Origin of the sequence: Citrobacter sp. Cpo091, assembly GCF_030332645.1 — a bacterium.
Classification (GTDB): Bacteria; Pseudomonadota; Gammaproteobacteria; order Enterobacterales; family Enterobacteriaceae; genus Citrobacter; species Citrobacter portucalensis.
Map to the genome: position 1 here is coordinate 212,292 of NZ_JAOWHL010000037.1, position 23,588 is coordinate 235,879.

At 52.4% G+C, this 23,588-nt stretch carries 25 protein-coding genes and 1 tRNA gene; 20 read left to right on the top strand and 6 right to left on the bottom strand.

Annotated elements, in window-relative coordinates; translation table 11 throughout:
* Window positions 1–2: 2 nt before the first annotated feature.
* The 8 genes from metK (at window position 3) to ruvX (ending at window position 7,254) form a co-directional block, all read left to right on the top strand.
* The gene (gene metK / locus OGY04_RS16180; RefSeq protein ID WP_020996311.1) at window positions 3–1,157 is read left to right on the top strand and encodes a methionine adenosyltransferase; all 1,155 of its coding nucleotides are present in this window, start codon (window positions 3–5) and stop codon (window positions 1,155–1,157) included.
* Between the two features lie 398 nt (window positions 1,158–1,555).
* The gene (galP, locus tag OGY04_RS16185; RefSeq protein ID WP_008785766.1) at window positions 1,556–2,950 is read left to right on the top strand and encodes a galactose/proton symporter; all 1,395 of its coding nucleotides are present in this window, start codon (window positions 1,556–1,558) and stop codon (window positions 2,948–2,950) included.
* A gap of 76 nt (window positions 2,951–3,026) precedes the next feature.
* A complete protein-coding gene (locus OGY04_RS16190; protein ID WP_286585636.1) occupies window positions 3,027–3,524 on the top strand; it encodes a SprT family zinc-dependent metalloprotease in 498 nt (165 codons plus the stop codon).
* Between the two features lie 94 nt (window positions 3,525–3,618).
* Window positions 3,619–4,326 (top strand): deoxyribonuclease I, encoded by a 708-nt coding sequence (gene endA, locus OGY04_RS16195; protein ID WP_003825437.1) that lies wholly within the window; start codon window positions 3,619–3,621, stop codon window positions 4,324–4,326.
* A gap of 74 nt (window positions 4,327–4,400) precedes the next feature.
* Window positions 4,401–5,132: a 16S rRNA (uracil(1498)-N(3))-methyltransferase gene (rsmE, locus tag OGY04_RS16200; protein WP_250671724.1), complete on the top strand. Its 732-nt coding sequence runs from the start codon at window positions 4,401–4,403 to the stop codon at window positions 5,130–5,132.
* Window positions 5,133–5,151: 19 nt separating this feature from the next.
* Window positions 5,152–6,099, top strand: coding sequence for a glutathione synthase (gene gshB / locus OGY04_RS16205; protein WP_003027083.1), 948 nt, complete (start codon window positions 5,152–5,154; stop codon window positions 6,097–6,099).
* Window positions 6,100–6,274: 175 nt separating this feature from the next.
* The gene (locus OGY04_RS16210; RefSeq protein ID WP_003027086.1) at window positions 6,275–6,838 is read left to right on the top strand and encodes a YqgE/AlgH family protein; all 564 of its coding nucleotides are present in this window, start codon (window positions 6,275–6,277) and stop codon (window positions 6,836–6,838) included.
* Entirely contained in the window at window positions 6,838–7,254 is a 417-nt protein-coding gene (gene ruvX / locus OGY04_RS16215) for a Holliday junction resolvase RuvX (protein ID WP_008785771.1), read from the top strand. The genes OGY04_RS16210 and ruvX overlap by 1 nt, the downstream gene beginning before the upstream one ends.
* Here ruvX and OGY04_RS16220 read toward each other — a convergent pair.
* On the bottom strand, window positions 7,251–8,231 hold the full coding sequence (locus tag OGY04_RS16220) for a type IV pilus twitching motility protein PilT (RefSeq protein ID WP_286585638.1): 981 nt from the start codon (window positions 8,229–8,231) through the stop codon (window positions 7,251–7,253). The genes ruvX and OGY04_RS16220 overlap by 4 nt on opposite strands.
* A 17-nt stretch (window positions 8,232–8,248) precedes the next feature.
* Between OGY04_RS16220 and OGY04_RS16225 the strand changes: the two genes are divergently transcribed.
* From OGY04_RS16225 to hemW, 5 genes are read left to right on the top strand one after another with little or no spacing between them, the layout of a single operon-like run.
* Complete coding sequence (locus OGY04_RS16225) at window positions 8,249–8,953, top strand: YggS family pyridoxal phosphate-dependent enzyme (RefSeq protein WP_286585640.1); 705 nt, start codon at window positions 8,249–8,251, stop codon at window positions 8,951–8,953.
* A gap of 18 nt (window positions 8,954–8,971) precedes the next feature.
* Window positions 8,972–9,538 carry a YggT family protein gene (locus tag OGY04_RS16230; protein WP_003825417.1) on the top strand — a complete coding sequence of 189 codons (567 nt, stop codon included), beginning with the start codon at window positions 8,972–8,974 and terminating at the stop codon, window positions 9,536–9,538.
* A complete protein-coding gene (gene yggU, locus OGY04_RS16235; RefSeq protein ID WP_003027101.1) occupies window positions 9,535–9,825 on the top strand; it encodes a DUF167 family protein YggU in 291 nt (96 codons plus the stop codon). Before OGY04_RS16230 ends, yggU begins: the two co-directional genes overlap by 4 nt.
* A 7-nt stretch (window positions 9,826–9,832) precedes the next feature.
* Window positions 9,833–10,426 carry an XTP/dITP diphosphatase gene (locus OGY04_RS16240; protein ID WP_003825414.1) on the top strand — a complete coding sequence of 198 codons (594 nt, stop codon included), beginning with the start codon at window positions 9,833–9,835 and terminating at the stop codon, window positions 10,424–10,426.
* Complete coding sequence (hemW, locus tag OGY04_RS16245; RefSeq protein ID WP_003825412.1) at window positions 10,419–11,555, top strand: radical SAM family heme chaperone HemW; 1,137 nt, start codon at window positions 10,419–10,421, stop codon at window positions 11,553–11,555. Before OGY04_RS16240 ends, hemW begins: the two co-directional genes overlap by 8 nt.
* 114 nt (window positions 11,556–11,669) lie before the next feature.
* On the opposite strand, the gene ansB is transcribed toward hemW, so the two are convergent.
* From ansB to trmB, 4 genes are all read right to left on the bottom strand, one after another.
* Window positions 11,670–12,716 (bottom strand): L-asparaginase 2, encoded by a 1,047-nt coding sequence (gene ansB / locus OGY04_RS16250; protein WP_003027108.1) that lies wholly within the window; start codon window positions 12,714–12,716, stop codon window positions 11,670–11,672.
* A gap of 188 nt (window positions 12,717–12,904) precedes the next feature.
* Window positions 12,905–13,624: a YggN family protein gene (locus OGY04_RS16255; RefSeq protein ID WP_286585642.1), complete on the bottom strand. Its 720-nt coding sequence runs from the start codon at window positions 13,622–13,624 to the stop codon at window positions 12,905–12,907.
* 49 nt (window positions 13,625–13,673) lie between these two features.
* Window positions 13,674–14,000, bottom strand: a complete 327-nt coding sequence (locus OGY04_RS16260; protein WP_003027115.1) for a YggL family protein — start codon at window positions 13,998–14,000, stop codon at window positions 13,674–13,676.
* The gene (gene trmB / locus OGY04_RS16265; RefSeq protein ID WP_003825406.1) at window positions 14,000–14,719 is read right to left on the bottom strand and encodes a tRNA (guanosine(46)-N7)-methyltransferase TrmB; all 720 of its coding nucleotides are present in this window, start codon (window positions 14,717–14,719) and stop codon (window positions 14,000–14,002) included. The genes OGY04_RS16260 and trmB overlap by 1 nt, the downstream gene beginning before the upstream one ends.
* Window positions 14,720–14,879: 160 nt before the next feature.
* Between trmB and mutY the strand changes: the two genes are divergently transcribed.
* The 4 genes from mutY to OGY04_RS16285 all read left to right on the top strand — a co-directional run bounded on the left by mutY (window position 14,880) and on the right by OGY04_RS16285 (window position 18,868).
* Window positions 14,880–15,932: an A/G-specific adenine glycosylase gene (mutY, locus tag OGY04_RS16270; RefSeq protein ID WP_032941749.1), complete on the top strand. Its 1,053-nt coding sequence runs from the start codon at window positions 14,880–14,882 to the stop codon at window positions 15,930–15,932.
* A 27-nt stretch (window positions 15,933–15,959) separates the two neighbouring features.
* Window positions 15,960–16,229 carry an oxidative damage protection protein gene (locus OGY04_RS16275; protein ID WP_003027126.1) on the top strand — a complete coding sequence of 90 codons (270 nt, stop codon included), beginning with the start codon at window positions 15,960–15,962 and terminating at the stop codon, window positions 16,227–16,229.
* 86 nt (window positions 16,230–16,315) lie between these two features.
* Window positions 16,316–17,401 carry a membrane-bound lytic murein transglycosylase MltC gene (gene mltC, locus OGY04_RS16280; protein ID WP_008785777.1) on the top strand — a complete coding sequence of 362 codons (1,086 nt, stop codon included), beginning with the start codon at window positions 16,316–16,318 and terminating at the stop codon, window positions 17,399–17,401.
* Between the two features lie 210 nt (window positions 17,402–17,611).
* Window positions 17,612–18,868, top strand: coding sequence for a nucleoside permease (locus tag OGY04_RS16285; protein ID WP_071445575.1), 1,257 nt, complete (start codon window positions 17,612–17,614; stop codon window positions 18,866–18,868).
* 52 nt (window positions 18,869–18,920) lie between these two features.
* Here OGY04_RS16285 and OGY04_RS16290 read toward each other — a convergent pair whose 3' ends face one another.
* Window positions 18,921–21,056: an ornithine decarboxylase gene (locus OGY04_RS16290; protein WP_153752283.1), complete on the bottom strand. Its 2,136-nt coding sequence runs from the start codon at window positions 21,054–21,056 to the stop codon at window positions 18,921–18,923.
* 468 nt (window positions 21,057–21,524) lie between these two features.
* Between OGY04_RS16290 and OGY04_RS16295 the strand changes: the two genes are divergently transcribed.
* The 3 genes from OGY04_RS16295 to OGY04_RS16305 all read left to right on the top strand — a co-directional run.
* On the top strand, window positions 21,525–22,232 hold the full coding sequence (locus tag OGY04_RS16295; RefSeq protein ID WP_153752282.1) for a DUF554 domain-containing protein: 708 nt from the start codon (window positions 21,525–21,527) through the stop codon (window positions 22,230–22,232).
* Between the two features lie 105 nt (window positions 22,233–22,337).
* A tRNA-Phe gene (locus OGY04_RS16300) sits at window positions 22,338–22,413 on the top strand.
* 164 nt (window positions 22,414–22,577) lie between these two features.
* Window positions 22,578–23,588 (top strand): tyrosine-type recombinase/integrase (locus tag OGY04_RS16305; protein WP_286585646.1); only part of this gene is annotated, 1,011 nt, incomplete at its 3' end.

Genomic DNA, 23,588 nt, shown 5'->3' on the forward strand with positions numbered 1-23,588 from the left:
ATATGGCAAAACACCTTTTTACGTCCGAGTCCGTATCAGAAGGGCATCCTGACAAAATCGCTGACCAAATCTCTGATGCTGTGCTGGATGCAATCCTGGAACAGGATCCAAAAGCACGCGTTGCCTGCGAAACCTACGTCAAAACCGGTATGGTTTTAGTTGGCGGTGAGATCACCACCAGCGCATGGGTTGATATCGAAGAGATCACCCGTAACACGGTTCGCGAAATTGGCTATGTGCATTCCGACATGGGCTTTGACGCCAACTCTTGCGCGGTACTGAGCGCGATTGGTAAACAGTCTCCGGACATCAACCAGGGTGTTGACCGTGCTGATCCGCTGGAACAGGGCGCAGGCGACCAGGGCCTGATGTTTGGTTATGCAACCAACGAAACCGACGTGCTGATGCCAGCACCTATTACCTATGCTCACCGTCTGGTGCAGCGTCAGGCTGAAGTGCGTAAAAACGGCACCTTATCCTGGCTGCGTCCGGATGCCAAAAGCCAGGTAACTTTCCAGTATGACGACGGCAAAATCGTCGGTATTGATGCGGTTGTTCTGTCTACTCAGCACTCTGAAGATATCGACCAGAAATCGCTGCAAGAAGCCGTTATGGAAGAGATCATCAAGCCGGTACTGCCGACTGAATGGCTGACCGCTTCGACCAAATTCTTCATCAACCCAACTGGTCGTTTCGTTATCGGCGGCCCGATGGGCGACTGCGGTCTGACCGGTCGTAAAATCATCGTTGATACCTACGGCGGCATGGCGCGTCACGGCGGCGGTGCATTCTCTGGTAAAGATCCGTCTAAAGTTGACCGTTCCGCAGCCTATGCAGCCCGTTACGTAGCGAAAAACATCGTTGCCGCAGGCCTGGCTGACCGTTGTGAGATTCAGGTTTCCTACGCAATCGGCGTGGCAGAACCGACATCTATCATGGTGGAAACGTTCGGTACTGAAAAAGTGCCTTCAGAGCAGTTGACCCTGCTGGTACGTGAGTTCTTCGACCTGCGCCCGTATGGCCTGATTCAGATGCTGGATCTGCTGCACCCGATTTACAAAGAAACCGCTGCTTACGGTCACTTTGGTCGCGAACATTTCCCATGGGAAAAAACCGACAAAGCACAGTTGCTGCGCGACGCTGCCGGTCTGAAGTAATTTAAACCAGACTTAACGCTTATGAAGACCAGCCTCGCGCTGGTCTTTTTTTATACCTATTTCCTCTCCCACATCCATCACCAAACCGCGATGATTACTATTGCTTTAAATGAAAATGAAAGCGATTACATCACACCATATTTCCCTCTACCTTGAATTAACATCTCTTAGCCAGCACACTTGCATCACTGTTACATTATCTTTCATCATTGTCTTAAATTCAGACGACCAACATTATTTAATCCCAATAAATAATACTAATTTTCAATTAGTTAACTAATAAGCCGCATGAATGACAGTGTAAGCGATTACACTAATGTGATGTGATTCGCATTTTTTTACCCCGTACTCACCTACCCTTAACATCAACAAAACTAGCTACCCAACCGGAGGGCATCATGCCTGACAATAAAAAAACGGGGCGTTCCAACAAAGCCATGACATTTTTTGTCTGCTTTCTGGCAGCCCTGGCTGGATTACTTTTTGGCCTGGATATCGGTGTTATTGCCGGTGCTTTACCGTTCATCACCGACGAGTTTCAAATTACCCCGCACACTCAGGAATGGGTGGTGAGTTCCATGATGTTTGGTGCGGCGGTAGGTGCTGTCGGCAGCGGTTGGCTCTCCTTCAAACTGGGACGCAAAAAAAGCCTGATGATCGGTGCGATCTTGTTTGTTGCGGGTTCACTGTTCTCCGCCGCTGCACCAAACGTTGAAGTCCTGCTGGTTTCCCGCGTGCTGCTCGGCCTGGCTGTAGGCGTTGCGTCTTATACCGCGCCATTGTACCTGTCTGAAATTGCCCCGGAAAAGATTCGTGGCAGCATGATCTCCATGTATCAGTTGATGATCACCATCGGTATTTTGGGCGCGTATCTTTCCGATACAGCGTTTAGCTACAGCGGCGCATGGCGCTGGATGCTGGGTGTAATCATCATCCCTGCCCTGCTGCTGCTGGTTGGCGTTATCTTCCTGCCGGACAGCCCACGTTGGTTTGCAGCTAAACGTCGTTTTGTTGATGCTGAACGCGTCCTGTTGCGTCTGCGTGACACCAGCGCAGAAGCCAAACGCGAGCTGGATGAAATCCGTGAAAGTCTGCAGGTGAAGCAGAGCGGCTGGGCGCTGTTTAAAGAAAACAGCAACTTCCGTCGCGCGGTATTCCTTGGCGTTCTGTTACAGGTGATGCAGCAGTTCACCGGGATGAACGTCATCATGTATTACGCACCGAAAATCTTTGAGCTGGCGGGCTACACCAACACCACCGAGCAGATGTGGGGGACTGTTATCGTCGGTCTGACCAACGTGCTGGCAACCTTTATCGCCATTGGCCTGGTTGACCGTTGGGGCCGCAAGCCTACGCTGATCCTTGGCTTTATCGTGATGGCTGTTGGTATGGGCGTGCTGGGTACAATGATGCACGTGGGTATTCACTCGGCATCCGCACAATACTTCGCAGTACTGATGCTGCTGATGTTTATCGTTGGCTTTGCCATGAGCGCCGGTCCGCTGATTTGGGTACTGTGTTCTGAAATCCAGCCGCTGAAAGGCCGCGATTTCGGCATCACCTGCTCTACTGCAACCAACTGGATTGCCAACATGATCGTCGGCGCAACCTTCCTGACGATGCTGAACTCGCTGGGCAGCGCCAACACCTTCTGGGTCTACGGCGGCCTGAACGTACTGTTCATCTTCCTGACTCTGTGGCTGATCCCTGAAACTAAAAACGTCTCTCTGGAACACATTGAGCGTAACCTGATGAAGGGTCGTAAACTGCGCGAAATTGGCGCACACGACTAATCACCAAAGGCTTCCTCCCCAGCGGAGGAAGCCTTCCTCTTGCAGTCCCTTCCCTGTCGCACTATCCTCTGGCGTTATGAAAACCTCCCGTCTCCCTATCGCCATCCAGCAAGCCGTTATGCGTAGCCTGCGGGAAAAACTCGCCCAGGCCAATCTCAAGCTCGAACGCCAATATCCGGAGCCAAAGCTGGTTTACCAACAGCGCGGCACCGCCGCGGGTACCGCATGGCTACAAACCTATGAAATTCGCCTTAATCCCGTCCTGCTGATGGAAAACGTCGACGCATTCATTAACGAAGTTGTGCCCCATGAACTGGCGCATTTACTGGTGTGGAAGCACTTTGGGCGCGTGCCGCCACACGGGAAAGAGTGGAAATGGATGATGGAAAGCGTTCTGGGCGTACCGGCCCGGCGCACGCATCAGTTTGAACTGCAATCGGTGCAGCGCAAGACCTTTACTTACCGCTGTAGGTGTCAGGAGCACCAACTGACCGTCCGCCGCCATAACCGCGTTGTGCGCGGTGAGGCCACCTACCGCTGTGTTCACTGCGGCGAACCACTGGTTGCAGAATAATCTTCAGAATTATCAGGAACTTTTCTGACCTAACTGATTGCATACTGGAATAACTTTCGCTACGTTGCGGGCTCGTTTTGACACGGAGTTTGTGATGTACCGTCATTTTTCTTTTGCTGCGGCCCTGTTAGCCGCTGCGTTTTCAGGCCCAGTTTTAGCCGAAGGCATCAACAGTTTTTCTCAGGCAAAAGCAGCAGGTGTCAAGGTTAACGCCGATGCACCGGGCGATTTCTACTGCGGTTGTAAAATTAACTGGCAAGGCAAAAAAGGGGTCGTTGACCTCGAATCCTGCGGCTATAAAGTGCGAAAAAATGAAAACCGCGCCAGTCGAATTGAATGGGAGCACGTTGTCCCCGCCTGGCAATTTGGTCATCAGCGTCAGTGCTGGCAGGACGGAGGGCGTAAAAACTGCGCCAAAGATCCGGTCTATCGTAAGATGGAAAGCGACATGCATAACCTGCAACCTGCGGTGGGTGAGGTAAATGGCGATCGCGCTAACTTCATGTACAGCCAGTGGAACGGTGGCGAGGGTCAGTATGGGCAATGCGCCATGAAGGTCGACTTCAAAGAGAAAGTTGCCGAGCCGCCGGCCCGCGCCCGCGGTGCCATTGCTCGTACCTATTTTTACATGCGCGACCAGTACTCTCTAACGCTCTCCCGCCAGCAAACTCAGCTTTTTAACGCCTGGAATAAGCAATATCCGGTCACCGACTGGGAGTGTGAGCGCGACGAACGCATTGCAAAGGTACAGGGGAACCATAACCCATATGTGCAACGCGCTTGCCAGGCGCAAAAGAGCTAACCTACACTAGCGTCAATATTTTTAACCATGCCCTGGCCTTTCGTAGCCCAGGGCCATGACGCGGATGTTTAACTATGCGCATTCCTCGCATTTATCACCCTGAGCCAATCACTTCCGGCAGCCAAATTTCACTGTGTGAAGATGCAGCCAACCATATCGGCCGCGTGCTGCGTATGGGACCGGGCCAGGCGCTACAGCTGTTTGATGGCAGCAATCAGGTATTCGACGCTGAAATCACCCACGCCAGTAAAAAAAGCGTGGATGTGAAGGTACTTAACGCTGAACTCGACGATCGTGAGTCGCCGTTACACATCCACCTGGGTCAGGTGATGTCGCGTGGCGAAAAAATGGAATTTACTATCCAGAAATCGATCGAACTGGGTGTAAGCCTCATTACGCCACTTTTTTCTGAGCGCTGCGGCGTTAAACTGGACAGTGAACGCCTGAACAAGAAGCTCCAGCAGTGGCAGAAAATCGCCATTGCCGCCTGCGAACAGTGCGGTCGTAACCGGGTGCCCGAAATTCGCCCGGCAATGGATTTGGAAGCATGGTGCGCGGAACAGGACGAAAGTCTGAAACTGAACCTGCATCCGCGCGCCAGCGCCAGCATCAATACTCTGCCGCTGCCGGTGGAACGCATCCGCTTGCTGATTGGCCCGGAAGGCGGGTTGTCGGCAGATGAAATTGCCATGACCGCACGTTATCAGTTTACTGATATTCTGTTAGGACCTCGCGTTCTGCGTACTGAGACAACCGCGCTCACCGCCATTACTGCGCTACAGGTGCGTTTTGGCGATCTGGGCTAAGGCATAAACGGAGAAGAAAATGATCAAGCTCGGCATCGTGATGGATCCCATCGCAAGCATCAACATCAAGAAAGATTCCAGCTTCGCTATGCTGCTGGAAGCGCAACGTCGCGGTTACGAAATTCATTATATGGAGATGGCCGATCTTTATCTGATCAACGGTGAAGCCCGCGCCCATACGCGTACCCTGAGCGTAGAGCAGAACTACGACAAATGGTATGAGTTCAAGAGCGAGCAGGATCTCCCGCTGGCAGACCTGGACGTTATTCTGATGCGTAAGGATCCGCCGTTTGATACCGAGTTCATCTACGCTACCTATATTCTGGAACGTGCAGAAGAAAAAGGGACGCTGATCGTCAACAAACCGCAGAGCCTGCGCGACTGCAACGAAAAACTGTTCACCGCATGGTTTGCCGATCTGACGCCGGAAACGCTGGTCACGCGTAACAAAGCGCAGCTGAAAGCCTTCTGGCAAAAACACAGCGACATCATTCTCAAACCGCTGGATGGCATGGGCGGCGCATCTATTTTCCGTGTGAAAGAAGGCGACCCGAACCTTGGCGTCATTGCTGAAACGCTGACCGAGCACGGTACCCGCTACTGCATGGCGCAGAACTATCTGCCAGCAATTAAAGATGGCGATAAACGCGTCCTGGTAGTCGATGGCGAACCCGTTCCTTATTGCCTGGCGCGTATTCCGCAGGGCGGCGAAACCCGTGGCAACCTGGCCGCTGGCGGTCGTGGCGAGCCGCGTCCATTGACCGACAGCGACTGGGAAATTGCACGTCGCATTGGGCCAACGCTGAAAGCGAAAGGTTTGATTTTTGTCGGTCTGGATATCATTGGCGATCGTCTGACGGAAATTAACGTTACCAGCCCAACCTGTATTCGTGAAATCGAAGCAGAGTTCCCGGTTTCGATTACCGGTATGCTGATGGATGCCATTGAGGCGCGTTTGCAGAAATAAATACGTTGCCGGATAGCGACGCCATGCGTCTTATCCGGCCTGAAATTGCACCCCGCAGACCGGATTAGGCGAAGCCGTCATCCGGCAATGCTATCTTCAGAGGGTGACATCTTCGAGCTTTGCCCACATACTGGGCTCTGTTGCTTTTTTGAACCAGGAAACAGAACCTCTGACAATGAATTTACAGCATCACTTTCTGATTGCCATGCCTGCTCTCCAGGATCCGATTTTCCGCCGTTCCGTGGTGTACATCTGTGAACATAATGAGAACGGAGCAATGGGGATTATCGTTAATAAGCCTCTGGAAAACTTACAAATTGAAGGGATTCTGGAAAAGCTGAAGATTACCCCAGAAGAACGCGATCCGGCCATACGTCTGGATAAACCAGTGATGCTCGGCGGCCCGCTGGCGGAAGACCGTGGATTTATTCTCCACACTCCACCGTCACGCTTTGCCTCCAGTATTCGCATCTCAGATAACACCATCATCACAACCTCCCGCGATGTACTAGAAACCCTGGGTACGCAGGAGCAACCGTCCGAAGTGCTGGTTGCGCTGGGTTATTCATCATGGGAAAAAGGTCAACTGGAACAAGAGTTACTGGATAACGCCTGGCTCACGGCGCCCGCAGACCTCAACATCTTATTCAAAACGCCGATTGCCGACCGCTGGCGCGATGCGGCGAAGCTTATCGGGATAGATATTCAGACCATGCCTGGCGTGGCGGGACATGCCTGATGAGCGGAACATTACTCTCTTTTGATTTTGGTACGAAAAGTATTGGTGTTGCTGTTGGTCAGCGCATTACCGGTACGGCCAGACCGTTGCCCGCCATTAAGGCGCAGGACGGTACGCCAGACTGGAGTTTGATTGAACGCCTGCTGAAAGAATGGCAGCCGGATGAAATCATTGTCGGCCTACCACTCAACATGGATGGCACAGAACAGCCCCTTACCGCGCGCGCGCGTAAGTTCGCTAACCGTATTCACGGTCGCTTTGGCGTAACCGTAACGCTGCATGATGAACGCTTGAGCACTGTCGAGGCCCGCTCCGGCCTGTTTGAACAAGGCGGTTATCGGGCGTTGAATAAAGGCAAAGTAGATTCCGCTTCTGCCGTGGTCATCCTCGAAAGCTATTTCGAGCAGGGCTACTAAATCCGCCCCTGCGCCTGACGCTGCTGCTGGCTTTGTGCAAATGTCTGCATACCTGTCTGCAGCCCGGTTTGAATTACGCCGGGTAGCTGATGCGTTTTCCCTTCACGAATCAAATTGCCCACGGCTGGCGTGTTGACGAGCAGCTCAAATAGCGCCACGCGCCCTCCCTGTTTATCTTCCTCCAGCTTTTGCGAAAGTACCGCCCGCAGGCTGTCTGCCAGCTGATTACGCACCGGATCTTTCTCCTGTGCGGGAAAGGTATCCACCAGCCGCGCGATGGCCTGCGCCGCCCCTCGCGTATGTAACGTTGCCAGCACCAGATGCCCAGTTTCCGCTGCGGTTAACGCCAGACGAATGGTTTCCGCGTCGCGTAGCTCGCCCAGCAAAATGACGTCGGGATCTTCACGCAGCGCGCCGCGTAAACCAGCGGCAAAAGAAGCGCAGTGTACGCCCACCTCCCGTTGGTGAATAAGACAACGCTGGCTGGTGTAGCGATATTCAATCGGGTCTTCCAGCGTCAGAATATGCCCCGCAACATGCTGATTAAGGTACTCTACCATCGCCGCCAGGGTCGTTGATTTACCGCTACCGGTAGCGCCTGTCACCAGAATTAACCCATTTTCACTGCGCAGCAGTTCAGGTATGACGTCAGGGGTCTGGAGATCGTCTAAACATGGACAATCAAGCGGGAGCAATCTTAGCGCCAGTGAGGTTCCCTGTTGATGAACAAAAGCACTGGCGCGCAGCCGCTGGGAACCTGCCAGCGCAATAGCAAAATCAATCTGCCCCTGTTCCTGCCACTGTACCTGTTGTTGCTCACTGAGCCAGCACATCAGCAGATTCTCCACGTCAGGCGTAGTAAAGGGTGCGATTTCGACTTTTCCACGTATGCGCCAGCGCGCAGGCCATGCATTGCACAGGTGTAGATCCGACACGTTATGCTTTACACTAAGGGCCACTATTTCTTCCATATTCATATGAACATCCTCGGAAAATGAACGATATCGCGCATAACCTGGCACATGTCCGGGACAAAATCTCAGCCGCCGCGACGCGTTGCGGGCGGTCTTCAGAAGAAGTTACGTTGCTTGCAGTCAGTAAAACCAAACCTGCGAGCGCCATCGAAGAAGCCATTACCGCAGGGCAGCGTGCCTTCGGTGAAAACTATATGCAGGAAGGGGTGGATAAAATCCGCTACTTCCAGGAAAAAGGTGTCAACGATCTGCAGTGGCACTTTATCGGCCCGCTGCAGTCCAACAAAAGTCGTCTGGTCGCCGAGCACTTTGACTGGTGCCATACGATCGACCGTCTGCGTATCGCTGCCCGCCTGAGCGAACAGCGCCCGGCGGAACTGCCGCCGCTCAATGTACTGATTCAAATTAATATCAGCGATGAGAACAGTAAGTCAGGAATTCCGCTGGCAGAGCTTGATGCACTGGCCGCTGAAGTCGCTGCACTGCCGCGCATTACCCTGCGTGGTCTGATGGCGATTCCGGCTCCAGAGTCAGATTATGTAAGGCAGTTTGAAGTTGCACAGCAAATGGCGGTAGCATTTGCCGGGTTGAAAACACGCTACCCAGGCATCGACACTCTCTCACTGGGAATGTCTGATGATATGGATGCCGCCATCGCGGCGGGTAGCACGATGGTGCGCATTGGCACTGCCATTTTTGGTGCTCGTGATTACACTAAAAAATAAGGAAAACTAAGGAACACCATGAATACGTTGACCTTCCTGCTCTCAACGGTAATTGAGCTGTATACCATGGCGCTGTTGCTGCGCGTGTGGATGCAATGGTCTCGCTGCGATTTTTACAACCCGTTCTCGCAGTTTATAGTGAAAATCACTCAGCCCATCATTGGGCCGTTACGCCGCATTATTCCCCCGATGGGGCCGATCGACAGCGCATCGGCATTAGTTGCGCTCGTTCTCAGCTTTATCAAAGCAATCGTGCTGTTTAAGGTGGTCACGTTCCAGCCGATCATCTGGATCGCCGCCGTACTGATTGTCCTGAAGACTATCGGGCTGTTGATTTTCTGGGTGCTGCTGGTGATGGCAATTATGAGCTGGGTCAGCCAGGGCCGCAGTCCTGTAGAGTACGTGCTAATTCAACTGGCAGATCCGCTGCTGCGTCCTATTCGTCGCATACTTCCAGGCATGGGCGGGATAGATTTCTCCCCAATGATTCTGGTTCTGCTGCTCTACGTTATTAACATGGGCATCGCGGAAGTGTTACAGGCGACAGGCAACATGCTGCTGCCGGGGCTGTGGATGGCGCTATGAGTGCCGTTACACCCTGCGACGACGGTCTGGTTTTACGGCTCTACATTCAGCCTAAAGCCAGCCGTGACAGTATTGTGGGTTTACATGGCGACGAAGTTAAAGTCGCCATTACCGCCCCGCCAGTAGATGGCCAGGCCAATAGCCATCTGGTGAAGTTTCTCGGCAAACAGTTCCGTGTGGCAAAAAGCCAGGTCGTCATTGAGAAGGGCGAGCTTGGTCGTCACAAACAGGTTAAAATCATTCATCCGCAACAGATCCCGCCCGAAATTGCGGCGTTAACTGATTAGGTATCCCATGCAAAAAGTTGTCCTCGCGACCGGCAATGCCGGTAAAGTGCGTGAACTCGCCTCTCTTCTGAGTGATTTCGGTCTTGATGTTGTTGCCCAAACGGAACTGGGTGTTGATTCTGCAGACGAGACCGGGCTGACGTTTATTGAGAACGCCATTCTGAAGGCGCGTCATGCCGCGCAAATTACCGGCTTACCGGCCATTGCTGATGACTCAGGTCTGGCAGTAAATGCCCTTGGCGGCGCGCCGGGTATCTATTCAGCCCGCTATTCCGGCGAAGATGCGACCGATCAGCAGAACCTGGAAAAACTGCTTCACACCCTGCAGGATATTCCTGATGACAAGCGCCAGGCGCAGTTCCACTGCGTGCTGGTGTATATGCGCCATGCAGACGATCCAACGCCTGTTGTTTGCCACGGAAGCTGGCCGGGCGTGATTACCCGCGAACCTGCCGGAAACGGTGGTTTTGGCTACGACCCGATCTTCTTTGTGCCGTCTGAAGGGAAAACCGCAGCCGAACTGACCCGTGAAGAAAAGAGTGCAATTTCTCACCGCGGACAGGCGCTAAAGCTGCTGCTGGATGCCCTGCGTAATGGTTAAGCTTCCGCCGCTAAGTCTTTATATTCACATCCCGTGGTGCGTGCAGAAATGCCCGTACTGCGACTTCAACTCGCATGCGCTAAAGGGCGAAGTCCCTCATGACGACTATGTGCAGCATCTGCTGAGCGATCTGGATACTGAGGTAGCCCATGCCCAGGGCCGTGAAGTAAAGACGATTTTTATCGGTGGTGGCACGCCGAGCCTGCTTTCTGGCCCGGCGATGCAAACGCTGCTCGACGGCGTGCGAGCACGGCTGAATCTGGCCGAAGATGCAGAAATCACGATGGAGGCGAATCCCGGGACGGTGGAAGCCGATCGCTTTGTGGATTATCAACGCGCTGGCGTCAACCGTATCTCGATTGGCGTACAGAGCTTTAGCTCCGCCAAACTCGAACGTCTGGGACGTATTCACGGGCCGGAAGAAGCCAAACGAGCAGCACACCTGGCGAGCGGTCTGGGGCTACGCAGCTTTAACCTCGACCTGATGCATGGTTTGCCGGATCAGACGCTGGAAGAGGCGCTGGGCGATTTACAGCAGGCCATCGCGCTCAACCCACCGCATCTTTCCTGGTATCAGTTAACCATCGAACCCAACACGCTGTTCGGTTCCCGACCGCCGGTTTTACCGGACGATGACGCGCTGTGGGATATTTTTGAGCAAGGCCACCAGCTACTGACCGCCGCGGGATATCAGCAGTACGAAACCTCAGCCTACGCCAGACCGGGTTATCAGTGTCAGCACAACCTTAACTACTGGCGTTTTGGCGACTATCTTGGCATTGGCTGCGGCGCACACGGTAAGATCACATTCCCTGACGGACGCATCCTGCGCACCACCAAAACACGGCATCCGCGTGGGTATATGCAAGGGCGTTATCTCGAAAGCCAGCGCGATGTCGCCGAAGCCGATAAGCCGTTCGAGTTCTTCATGAACCGTTTCCGGCTGCTGGAAGCCGCGCCTCGCGCGGAGTTTACGCAATATACCGGTCTTACCGAAGACGTTATTCGTCGACAGATCGATGAGGCTATTTCCCAGGGCTACCTGAGTGAATGCGATGAGTACTGGCAGATTACCCAACACGGTAAGCTGTTCTTGAATTCGCTGCTGGAGCTGTTTCTGGCGGAGTGATGGCTGGTGAACGTAGGCCTGATAAGCGTAGCGCCATCAGGAAAATTGCCGGATGGCGGCTGCGTCTTATCCGGCCTACAGGGTTAGGGCGGTAAGCGCAGCCACCTTCATCGATTAATACTGATTAAACATTTCCTGGATCTGCTTAGGATCCTTGGTTTGAGTCAGCGCAAGCTGCAGCAGAACACGTGCTTTTTGCGGGTTCAGGGAACCTGAAGCCACAAATCCGTATTTTGCATCATCAACTTCTGCATCCTGTGTAGTGGCGCCCGTTGGTACACGGGATGAACGCACTACAACGGTACCTTTATGCGCGGCGGTTGCCAGCGTATCGAAAATGGTTTTATACAGGTTACCGTTACCTACACCCGCACTGACGATCCCGGCGTAACCCGCATCCACCAGCGCTTTTGCCGGCAGATCAGAGGCGTTAGCGTAGTTATAAACAATTCCAACCTTCGGCAGCTCGGTCAGCTTAGACACATCGAACGGAGTAGACGTGGTGTGCTTACGCGCAGGCGTACGCTGGTAGTCGATTTTACCGTTATGGATGTAACCCAACGGGCCGTAGTTAACGGATTTGAAGGTAGCGACGTCGGTAGTGTTGGTTTTAGTCACGTCACGACCATCCATAACGGTGTCGTTCATCACCACCAGCACTCCGCGGTTGGCAGAGGCTTTGTCTGCGGCAGTTACTACTGCGTTATACAGGTTAAACGGGCCATCAGCGCTCATACCCGTAGACGGACGCATTGCGCCGACCAGCACCACCGGTTTGTTACACTTGACGGTCAGGTCGAGGAAATAGGCGGTTTCTTCCATGGTATCCGTACCATGTGTTACCACGAAGCCGTCGGTTTTATCACACTCGGTATTAATCTTTTTCGCCAGCGTTAACCAGACTTCGTCATTCATATCCTGGGAGCCGATATTCACCACCTGCTCGCCTTTAACGACAGCGATATCTTTCAATTGAGGTACGGCCTCAACCAGATTTTCTACGCCAACCTTGCCTGCCGTGTAGTTAGATTTTGTCGCGGAATCACCACCGCCGGCAATCGTTCCGCCGGTCGCTAAAATGGTGATGTTTGGCAGTGCAAGCGCCGCGCCGCTGAAACCCATAACCAGTGCGGCAAGTGCCGTTTTCTTGAAAAACTCCATGTTATTTCTCCAGTTACTTGAATTTGCAGCATTATGTCTATCCTACAGATGAATAATGTGACGAGTTCCAATTAACCAGATTTATATCTCCACCAAATTGCCGTTCTTAGAGATGGATATCAAAAAAACAGAAATATACAAAATAAAACGGCACAGAATGTTTCTGTGCCGTTAATAAGAGGTGAAGATTATTTCAGAGTGCTAACCAGCGTTTTACGATCGTTTTCCAGCGTCACAACGCGGGAACAAACATCTTTGCCAAACTGCTGGAAGTTTTGTTCCTGATTCTTCCATTCGTTCTGAATTGAGGTCTGCAAACCACCGAGGCTTCCGAGTACGCCCTGCAGTGGATTACCACCGCCTTTGAGCACGGCTTTCGCTCCCATCTCGTTGATGCTGTCCTGCAAAATGCCGCCCATCGCCTGATTCACCAGCTGTTGTCCGTCCGCGCGGACCTGATCAATCGCCTTATAATGGAAAGTCAGGCCATCAGTTCGATGCTCGATGATGCGGTTCATCTGCTCTTTCAATTGCGCATCCAGCTTGGTTAAGCGGCCACGCATGTTGCTGCTTTCACCGACCTCTTTGGCGATGATTTTGTCCAGCGCCACGCGACCTTTCTCTACGCGCGCTCTGGCACCTTCGTCGATCCACGGCAGGCTGCTACGCAACGCCGCCTGATAATCTTTGGCCTGCTCACGCTGTGCGGCGTTCAGGTTGTACTGTTTACCGTTGAAGGTGACATCACCAGCCTGGGTAATAACCAGGTCGCCATTCTCGCCCTTCACCTGCACCGTTTGTGGGCTCAAAATCACATCGTCACGCGGGGTGACGCTGCACTGGTAATCTGCATGTGCGGCCATCGCCGTGAACGTTAGGACTGCCGCCAGCAGCGTTTTGCGCATCATATCTTTCCCTCAATACAAATCGGGCCGGCATTTGCCGACCCTGTGCTACTTAGTCCCACCAAATATCGAAAAGTTCGCTGGTACGCACTTCTTCGAGTTTGTGCTCTTCCAGCCACTTACGCACGATTGCCTGGTGTTCTTCGGTGCATTTGCCGATTTCCTGCAGACAGATCAGACCTTCCCAGGCCAGATAGCCGCTGCCGTCAAAAGCCAGCTTGTTCGGTTCGATGACTTCATTGATAAAGTCATCAACGATTTGATCGACCTGCTCTCCAGATGTACCTTCCGGGAAACGCCATGCAACCGAAAATCCTACTTCCTGGAATTCTTCGATGTGCATCTTTTTACGCAGACGACGGCTACGGTTCTTTGCCATTATTTCACCCTCTCGAACATTAAGTCCCATACGCCGTGGCCAAGACGATGACCACGTTGTTCAAATTTGGTTACCGGGCGCGATTCCGGGCGCGGTACATAATCGTTACTCTCTGACTGGTTTTTATACCCGTCAATCGAGGACATCACTTCAAGCATGTGCTCCGCATACGCTTCCCAGTCGGTCGCCATATGGAACACGCCGCCCAGCTTCAGCTTACTTAAGATATGCTCAGCAAACGGTACCTGAACGATACGGCGTTTATTATGACGTGCTTTATGCCACGGGTCAGGGAAAAACAGCTGAACCATAGATAAAGAATTGTCAGGAATCATTTTATGCAGGACTTCAACGGCATCATGGCACATGACGCGCAGGTTCTCGACACCCTCTTCATGGGCTGAAGCCAGACACGCACCAACGCCCGGTGAGTGAACCTCAATGCCGAGGAAATTCTGTTCCGGACGCGCTTTCGCCATTGCAACCAGCGACGCTCCCATACCAAAACCGATTTCCAGCGTGACTGGCGCGTCACGGCCAAACAGTTCTGCGAAATCTACAGGCTCTTCGCTGAACTCAACGCCCATCACCGGCCAGTAGTTTTCCAGCGCGTGTTCCTGCCCTTTCGTCAGTCGCCCCTGGCGACGAACAAAACTACGAATCCGGCGCAGAGGGCGGCCGTTTTCATCAAATTCCGGTGAAATGACGTCGTTCTTCATAAAAGTTTAGTCTGCTGTGTTTGAGTTCTGAAAACGGGCATTATCCAAAGTTAGTTGCCGGATGCAAGTAAAGGAAGAAAGTGAGCAGCGGAAAGTTCCGGTTTACACCCCGTTGCCGCTGTGCTGCAATCTTGCCCCCGGCAATAATGAAACGGTAATCATGCAAGCGTCTCAATTTTCGGCTCAGGTTTTGAGCTGGTACGACAAATACGGGCGGAAAACGCTGCCCTGGCAAATTGACAAGACGCCTTACAAAGTATGGCTCTCTGAGGTAATGCTGCAACAAACTCAGGTTGCGACCGTTATCCCTTATTTTGAGCGCTTTATGGCGCGCTTCCCAACGGTAACGGATTTAGCCCATGCGCCGCTGGATGAAGTTCTGCATTTGTGGACCGGGCTGGGTTATTACGCCCGTGCGCGTAATCTGCATAAAGCCGCGCAGCAGGTTGTGACGCTGCATAGCGGTATATTTCCGCAAACCTTTGATGAAGTAGCCGCCCTACCTGGCGTCGGACGTTCAACCGCAGGCGCGATCCTTTCTCTCTCTCTGGGTCAGCATTTTCCGATTCTCGACGGTAACGTCAAACGCGTGCTGGCTCGCTGTTATGCTGTAAGCGGCTGGCCGGGTAAAAAAGAGGTCGAAAAGAAGCTGTGGGAGCTGAGCGAGCAAGTTACGCCGGCCCAGGGTGTTGAGCGTTTTAATCAGGCGATGATGGATTTAGGCGCCATGGTCTGTACGCGCTCAAAACCTAAATGTTCCCTGTGTCCGTTGGAAAATGGCTGTGTGGCGAGCGCCAATGCAAGTTGGGCGCTGTATCCCGGTAAAAAGCCCAAACAGACGTTACCGGAACGAACGGGCTATTTTTTACTGATGCAGCATGATGACGAAGTGCTGCTCTCACAGCGACCGCCCAGCGGCTTGTGGGGTGGTTTATACTGTTTTCCGCAGTTTGACGACGAAGATGGACTGCGCAACTGGCTGGCGCAACGACAAATTAACGCAGATAATCTGACCCAACTTAATGCGTTTCGCCATACCTTTAGCCATTTCCACTTAGATATTGTGCCTATGTGGCTTCCCGTGTCTTCATTCACCTCATGCATGGATGAAGGCAACGCGCTCTGGTATAACTTAGCGCAACCGCCGTCGGTCGGACTGGCGGCCCCCGTGGAGCGTTTGTTACAGCAATTACGTGCCGGTACACACGTTTAACGTACCGGACGATAGAGAGGACTTTTTATGAGCAGAACGATTTTTTGCACTTTCCTGCAACGCGAAGCAGAAGGCCAGGATTTTCAGCTGTACCCGGGCGATCTGGGAAAACGCATTTATAACGAGATTTCTAAAGAAGCATGGGCGCAATGGCAGCATAAACAGACCATGCTGATTAACGAGAAAAAACTCAATATGATGAACGTCGAACACCGTAAGTTACTGGAACAGGAGATGATTAACTTCCTGTTTGAAGGTAAGGATGTGCATATTGAAGGCTATACGCCAGAATCATAAGAACCGTTGCCGGATGGCGCTGCGCTTATCCGGCCTACGTTTTAATCTGGTCCTTGCAAACAACAAACACAACACGCACTCCCGGAATGATGAAAAAATTTCTCGCGCTTGCCGTTATTGCGCCGTTGCTCATCTCCTGTTCCAGTTCGACCAAAAAAGGCGATTCCTATAACGAAGCCTGGGTCAAGGATACCAACGGTTTTGATATTCTGATGGGGCAATTTGCCCATAATATTGAGAATTTGTGGGGATTTAAGGAAGTGCTGATTGCGGGTCCGAAGGACTACGTCAAGTATACCGATCAGTATCAAACCCGCAGCCACATCAACTTTGATGACGGTACGATAACCGTCGAGACCATTGCCGGGACAGATCCCGCCGGACACCTGCGTCGGGCGATTATTAAGACATTGCTGATGGGCGATGATCCGGGATCTATCGACCTCTATTCCGATGTCGACGACATTAAGATTTCCAAAGAGCCATTCCTGTACGGACAGGTGGTTGATAATACCGGCCAGCCCATTCGTTGGGAGGGACGTGCCACCAACTTTGCCAACTACCTGCTGCAAACACGACTTAAAAGCCGCAGCAATGGCCTGCGTATCATCTATAGCGTGACGATCAATCTGGTACCGAACCACCTTGATAAGCGCGCGCATAAATACGTTGGCATGGTGCGTCAGGCTTCACGTAAGTATGGCGTCGACGAGTCGCTGATTCTGGCTATCATGCAAACCGAATCCTCGTTTAACCCGTATGCGGTGAGCCATGCCGATGCGCTGGGACTGATGCAGGTGGTACAGCACAGCGCCGGGAAAGATGTGTTCCGCTCGCAAGGGCGCTCAGGCACACCAAGCCGTAGCTTCTTGTTTGACCCGGCCAGCAACATTGATACCGGTACGGCCTATCTGGCAATGCTCAACAATGTCTATTTGGGCGGTATCGATAATCCGACCTCACGTCGCTATGCGGTAATCACCGCGTATAACGGCGGCGCGGGCAGCGTGCTACGCGTGTTCTCGAACGATAAAATTCAGGCCGCGAATATCATTAACAGCATGTCTCCTGGTGACGTTTATCAAACGCTGACCACCCGACATCCCTCTGCTGAATCACGCCGATACCTTTACAAGGTCAATTCCGCACAAAAATCCTATCGACGCCGCTAATGTATCCCCCTTCAGCCCCCTAAACCGGGGGCCTGAAGCACCAAAAATGTTAACTCCATCACTCTTTTGCTTTGCAATCAGAAATTGTTTGCAAATATTTGTCACAGGTAACAAAAAAAGAGTGCATCTCATTGATAGAATCACATCATATAGCCACGGCAAATGTGCCTTTTAAAACATTCATCCGCATTACGGTGTGAGGAAATTAACATGAATCTTAAGCTGCAGCTGAAAGTTCTCTCGTTTCTGCAGTTCTGCTTATGGGGTAGTTGGCTCACTACCCTCGGCTCCTATATGTTTGTCACCCTTAAATTCGATGGTGCATCCATTGGCGCGGTGTATAGCTCGCTGGGGATCGCCGCCGTGCTTATGCCAACGCTGTTAGGGATCGTGGCCGATAAATGGATCAGTGCTAAGTGGGTTTACGCCCTTTGCCACCTGGTCGGTGCAGGAACGCTGTTTGCCGCAGCCGAAGTCACCACGCCAGGGGCCATGTTCTTTGTGATCTTGCTTAACTCCCTGGCCTATATGCCAACACTGGGGCTAATCAACACCATCTCCTACTATCGCCTGCAATCTGCCGGGATGGATATCGTTACCGACTTCCCGCCAATTCGTATCTGGGGCACCATCGGCTTTATTCTGGCGATGTGGGCCGTGAGCTTCTCCGGCTTTGAACTGAGCCATATGCAGCTGTACATCGGTGCGACATTGTCCCTGGTACTGGTACTGTTCACCCTGACGCTGCCGCATATTCCGGTTGCCAATCAGCAGAAAAACCAGAGCTGGACATCAATGCTCGGTCTGGATGCTTTCGCGCTGTTTAAAAACAAGCGTATGGCGATTTTCTTCATCTTCTCAATGATGCTGGGCGCAGAGCTGCAGATTACCAATATGTTTGGTAACACCTTCCTGCACAGCTTCGATAACAACCCACTGTTCTCCGGTAGCTTTATCGTGGAACACGCATCGGTGATGATGTCGATTTCACAGATTTCCGAGACGCTGTTTATCCTGACCATCCCGTTCTTCTTAAGCCGTTACGGTATTAAGAACGTGATGCTTATCAGTATTGTGGCGTGGATGCTGCGCTTCGGCCTGTTTGCCTACGGCGATCCAACGCCGTTCGGTACCGTGCTGCTGGTTCTGTCGATGATTGTTTACGGCTGCGCCTTCGACTTCTTCAACATCTCTGGTTCTGTGTTCGTGGAGAAAGAAGTACGCCCTGAAATCCGCGCCAGCGCACAGGGTATGTTCCTGATGATGACCAACGGCTTCGGTTGTATTCTGGGCGGACTGGTGAGCGGTAAAGTCGTTGAACACTATACGCTGAACGGTATTACCGACTGGCAGACCGTGTGGTTGATCTTCGCAGGTTACTCGCTGGTTCTGGCTTTTGCCTTCGTTGCGCTGTTTAAATACAAACACGTACGCGTTCCAGCAGGCACCCAGACTATCGCGCACTAACGTTTACTCAGAGAAAAGCGGGTTGCCAAAAGGTAACCCGCTTTTTTTGCGCTTACTTCACAACATATCCATACAGACGCTTAATACCGTCTGCATCCGTTTCACTGTAAACACCTTGCAGCTCCGGCGAGAAGCCTGGCAGCAGGTTTACGCCCTCTTCCAGCGCCAGGAAATATTGCTGTACCGCGCCACCCCATACTTCGCCCGGTACCACGCACAGCACGCCCGGAGGATAAGGCAGCGCACCTTCCGCCGCAATGCGGCCAGCTGCTTCACTAATCCGCACCAGTTCAACATCACCACGGATAAAAGCGCTGTTCGCATCCTGTGGGTTCATCGCCACGGCAGGTAAACTTTCCTGACGGAACATCGCTTTTTGCAGATCTTTCACATCAAAGCTGACGTACAGTGAGTGCATCTCCTGGCACAGTTCACGCAGGGTGTAATCCCGATAGCGTACCGGATACTTATTGAAGATGGTGGGCAGCACATCTGCCAGCGGCGTATCGTCTTCAATATGCTGCTCAAACTGCGCCAGCATCGCCACCAGTTGCGCCAGTTTCTCTGCGCTTTCTGCCGGGGTCAGCAGGAACAGAATCGAGTTAAGGTCGCATTTCTCCGGCACGATGCCGTTTTCACGCAGGTAATGCGCCAGAATCGTCGCCGGAATACCAAACTCGGTATATTGCCCGGTTTGTGCGTCAATGCCCGGAGTGGTTAACAGCAGTTTGCAAGGATCGACGAAATACTGGTCGCGCGCGTAACCGGAAAAACCATGCCATTTAGCACCTGGTTCGAAGCTAAAGAAGCGACGCTCGCTGGCAATCACCTGCGTCGGATAGCTTTCCCACGGTTTGCCATCAACTACCGGGGGAACAAACGGCTGAATCATCTTACAGCGGGTAATAATCGCTTTACGGGCCTCAATGCCCAGCGTCACACACTCCGCCCACAGCCGACGACCGCTCTCGCCTTCATGGATTTTGGCGTTAATGTCCAGCGCTGCAAACAGCGGGTAAAACGGACTGGTAGAAGCATGCAGCATAAATGCATTATTCAGACGCTTATGCGGGCAGAACCGCGCCTGACCGCGAATATGGTTATCCTTTTTGTGGATCTGCGAGGTTTGCGAGAATCCGGCCTGCTGTTTGTGTACCGACTGGGTGACAAAGATCCCCGGATCGTTAGCATCGAGATCCAACAGCAGCGGTGACCCATCGGCCATCATCGGAATAAATTGTTCGTAGCCGACCCATGCAGAGTCAAACAGGATGTAATCACACAGATGACCGATCTTGTCGATCACCTGCCGGGCATTGTAGATCGTACCGTCATAGGTGCCGAGCTGAATGATCGCCAGACGGAACGGGCGCGGTTGATCGGCCTTTTGCGGCGCAACCTCGCGAAGTTGCTGGCGCAGATACTCCTCATCAAAGCAGTGCTCGTCAATACCGCCAATAAAGCCAAACGGATTACGCGCCGCTTCCAGATACACCGGCGTCGCACCCGCCTGGATCAGCGCACCGTGGTGGTTCGACTTATGGTTATTACGGTCAAACAGCACCAGATCGCCGCGCGTCAGCAGCGCATTGGTTACTACTTTATTGGCCGCAGAGGTCCCGTTCAGCACAAAGTAGGTTTTATCCGCGTGGAAAACTTTCGCGGCAAATTTCTGCGCATGTTTCGCCGAGCCTTCATGAATCAGCAGATCGCCAAGCTTAACGTCGGCGTTGCACATATCCGCGCGAAACAGATTCTCGCCAAAGAACTCGTAGAAATGGCGCCCCGCGGGATGCTTTTTAAAGAACTCACCGTGTTGATGTCCTGGGCAGGCAAATGTGCTGTTCCCCATCTCGACATACTGAGTCAATGTGTCATAGAACGGCGGCAGCAAATTTTCTTCATACTGACAGGCAGCAGACTCCAGCTCCAGCCAGTCCTGCGCCTGACCGCGAATGACCGCATTCACACCCATCGGCAGATCAACATCCGACTCTGCGAACAGAAACACGGGTATATGAAAACCGGTGCGTTTCAGCAAAGCAAGGATCCCGCTGCGGCTATCCGCAACGGTAATGACGACTGCCGCAACGTCAGTAAAATCAGTACTGTCCAGCGACACCACCTGACGATGGCTGGACAGACGAGAAACCAGTTCTCCACTGGCGGCAATTTTCATTGATTTCATAAGCGCAATAACCCGTTTCGGGAAAATCAAAAGTCCCGGACAAAGCCACATTGCTTTGCCCACGAAATGACAGGTCAAACTGGTTACCAGCCCCGACCGCCAGACATCAGTAAAAGCAGATAGCCTCTGATTTTACTGTTATCCTGCAGTGAGCGTGCGCTGCCCTCACCGCATGGTGGGAGCGTAAAGATAAGTCGCAGGAAGGGGCAAACGTCGCGCAAAAAGGCGATGTTGAATGCGATGTAGGGGGAGTAATATCATCCCAGGCAGCCCCATTCAGACAGGAGAAAATTCGCGCAATCATGGCACCTTTCACTTTCAGGCGCAAGATAAAATCCCGCGCCCGAACCTCACAGATAAACAAGCATTTCGACTGTCAATCGCGGCATAATAATGCAATCTGAAAACATATTTTACCCAGAGAATTGCCTTTAGCATCAAGACGATAATGGGTATGCAGGAGCAAACGTGGTAATTGGACCCTTTATTAATGCTGGCGCTATTTTATTTGGTGGTGTTCTCGGCGCACTACTCAGTCAGCATTTACCGGAACGCATTCGTGCCTCCATGACCTCCATATTCGGACTGTGCTCTTTGGGAATTGGTATTTTGCTGGTTATCAAGTGCGCTAACCTACCGGTGATGGTTCTGGCTACGTTGGTCGGTGCATTAATTGGCGAGTTCTGTTATCTGGAAAAAGGGATCAATACCGCGGTTGCCAAAGCGCAGCAGCTTTTCACCCAGTCGGATGCCAACACCACGCACGAATCCTTCATCCAGAGCTATGTGGCCATCATCGTGCTATTTTGCGCCAGTGGTACCGGGATCTTCGGGGCGATACATGAAGGGATGACCGGCGACCCGAATATTTTAATCGCCAAGTCGTTTCTTGATTTCTTCACGGCCATCATTTTTGCCTGTTCATTAGGTATCGCGGTATCGGCAATTTGTGTACCAATGCTGGCAATCCAGCTAACGCTTGCCACCTGCGCAGCACTTATTTTGCCCCTGACGACACCAGCCATGATGGCCGATTTCAGCGCCGTAGGTGGGCTACTGTTGTTGGCAACCGGTTTACGTATTTGTGGAATCAAAATGTTTGCGGTTGTGAATATGCTTCCTGCCCTTCTGCTGGCAATGCCGCTTTCCGCCGCGTGGACGGCATTTTTTGCCTGAGAATGCGTGCGATAGCAACAATGTGGTGATAGATTGTGCAGTCTGCGTTGATTTGAAGAAATTTCGTTGACGAAACGAAGCGAATCGGTTTTAATGCGCCTCGTTGCCCGGATAGCTCAGTCGGTAGAGCAGGGGATTGAAAATCCCCGTGTCCTTGGTTCGATTCCGAGTCCGGGCACCACTATTTTAGTTTTGGGACGTTCCTATACGTCCGGGAACATAGAAAAATCAGTAAGTTGATGAAAATCTGGAGTACCGCAAGGTACTGCCAGATTTTTTGACATCCGTAGTTTTTGGGGGCTTAATTGGGGGCCTGCCGGTTTGATAAACTACGGAGCCCCCACAATGCCTCTGACTGATACCGCCACCCGCCACGCCAAACCTCTCGACAAACCTTACAAACTCAGCGACACGCAAGGTTTATACCTGCTGATTAAACCCAACGGTTCCAAACTCTGGCACCTTAAGTACCGCTTTGGCGGAAAAGAGAAAAAGCTGGCGTTTGGCGCTTACCCGACTGTCTCGCTGGCAACGGCCCGTAAACTGCGCCAGGAAGCCCGTACAATACTGAGCACAGGTGCCGATCCCGGTGTAAAGAAACAGCAGGACAAGCAGGCGAGAAAAAACGGCATTACCTTCGAGACCGTCTCCCGTCAGTGGGTAGCCGCGAACATTCGCTGGAGTGAGGCACACGCCACCAGAGTCCTGAGGTCACTGGAGTTGCACATTTTCCCGCTCATCGGCAATGCCCTTGTAACTGACCTGAAAACTGCCGATCTGCTTATTCCGCTACGGATAGCGGAGAAAAAAGGTTGCCTGGAAACAGCAGCACGAATACAGCAACGTACCACGGTCATCATGCGTTATGCCGTACAGGAAGGATTGATTACAAGCAACCCGGCCAATGACCTCTGCGGCGCTATCGCCCCGCCACCAAAAAACCATTACCCTGCCCTGCCGCTGGAAAAATTACCGGAACTACTGGAAAGAATAGAAAGCTATTCAGGCAGACTGCTGACAAAGCTGGCGGTACAGCTTAATTTGCTGATTTTTATTCGCTCCAGTGAATTACGTTTTGCCCGCTGGCCGGAGATCGACCTGGATAATGCGATGTGGACACTTCCTGCAAATCGGGAACCCATCACCGGTGTGCGTTACTCAGAACGCGGTGCAAAAATGAAAACGCCGCATCTGGTGCCGCTGTCAAAACAGGCGGTAACGGTACTGAAGCAGCTAAAACTGTTATCCGGCAACGGGGATTTACTCTTCCCCGGCGATCACGATGCCCGTAAGCCAATGAGTGAGAACACCATCAACAAGGCACTGCGCACGATGGGTTACGACACACAGGTGGAC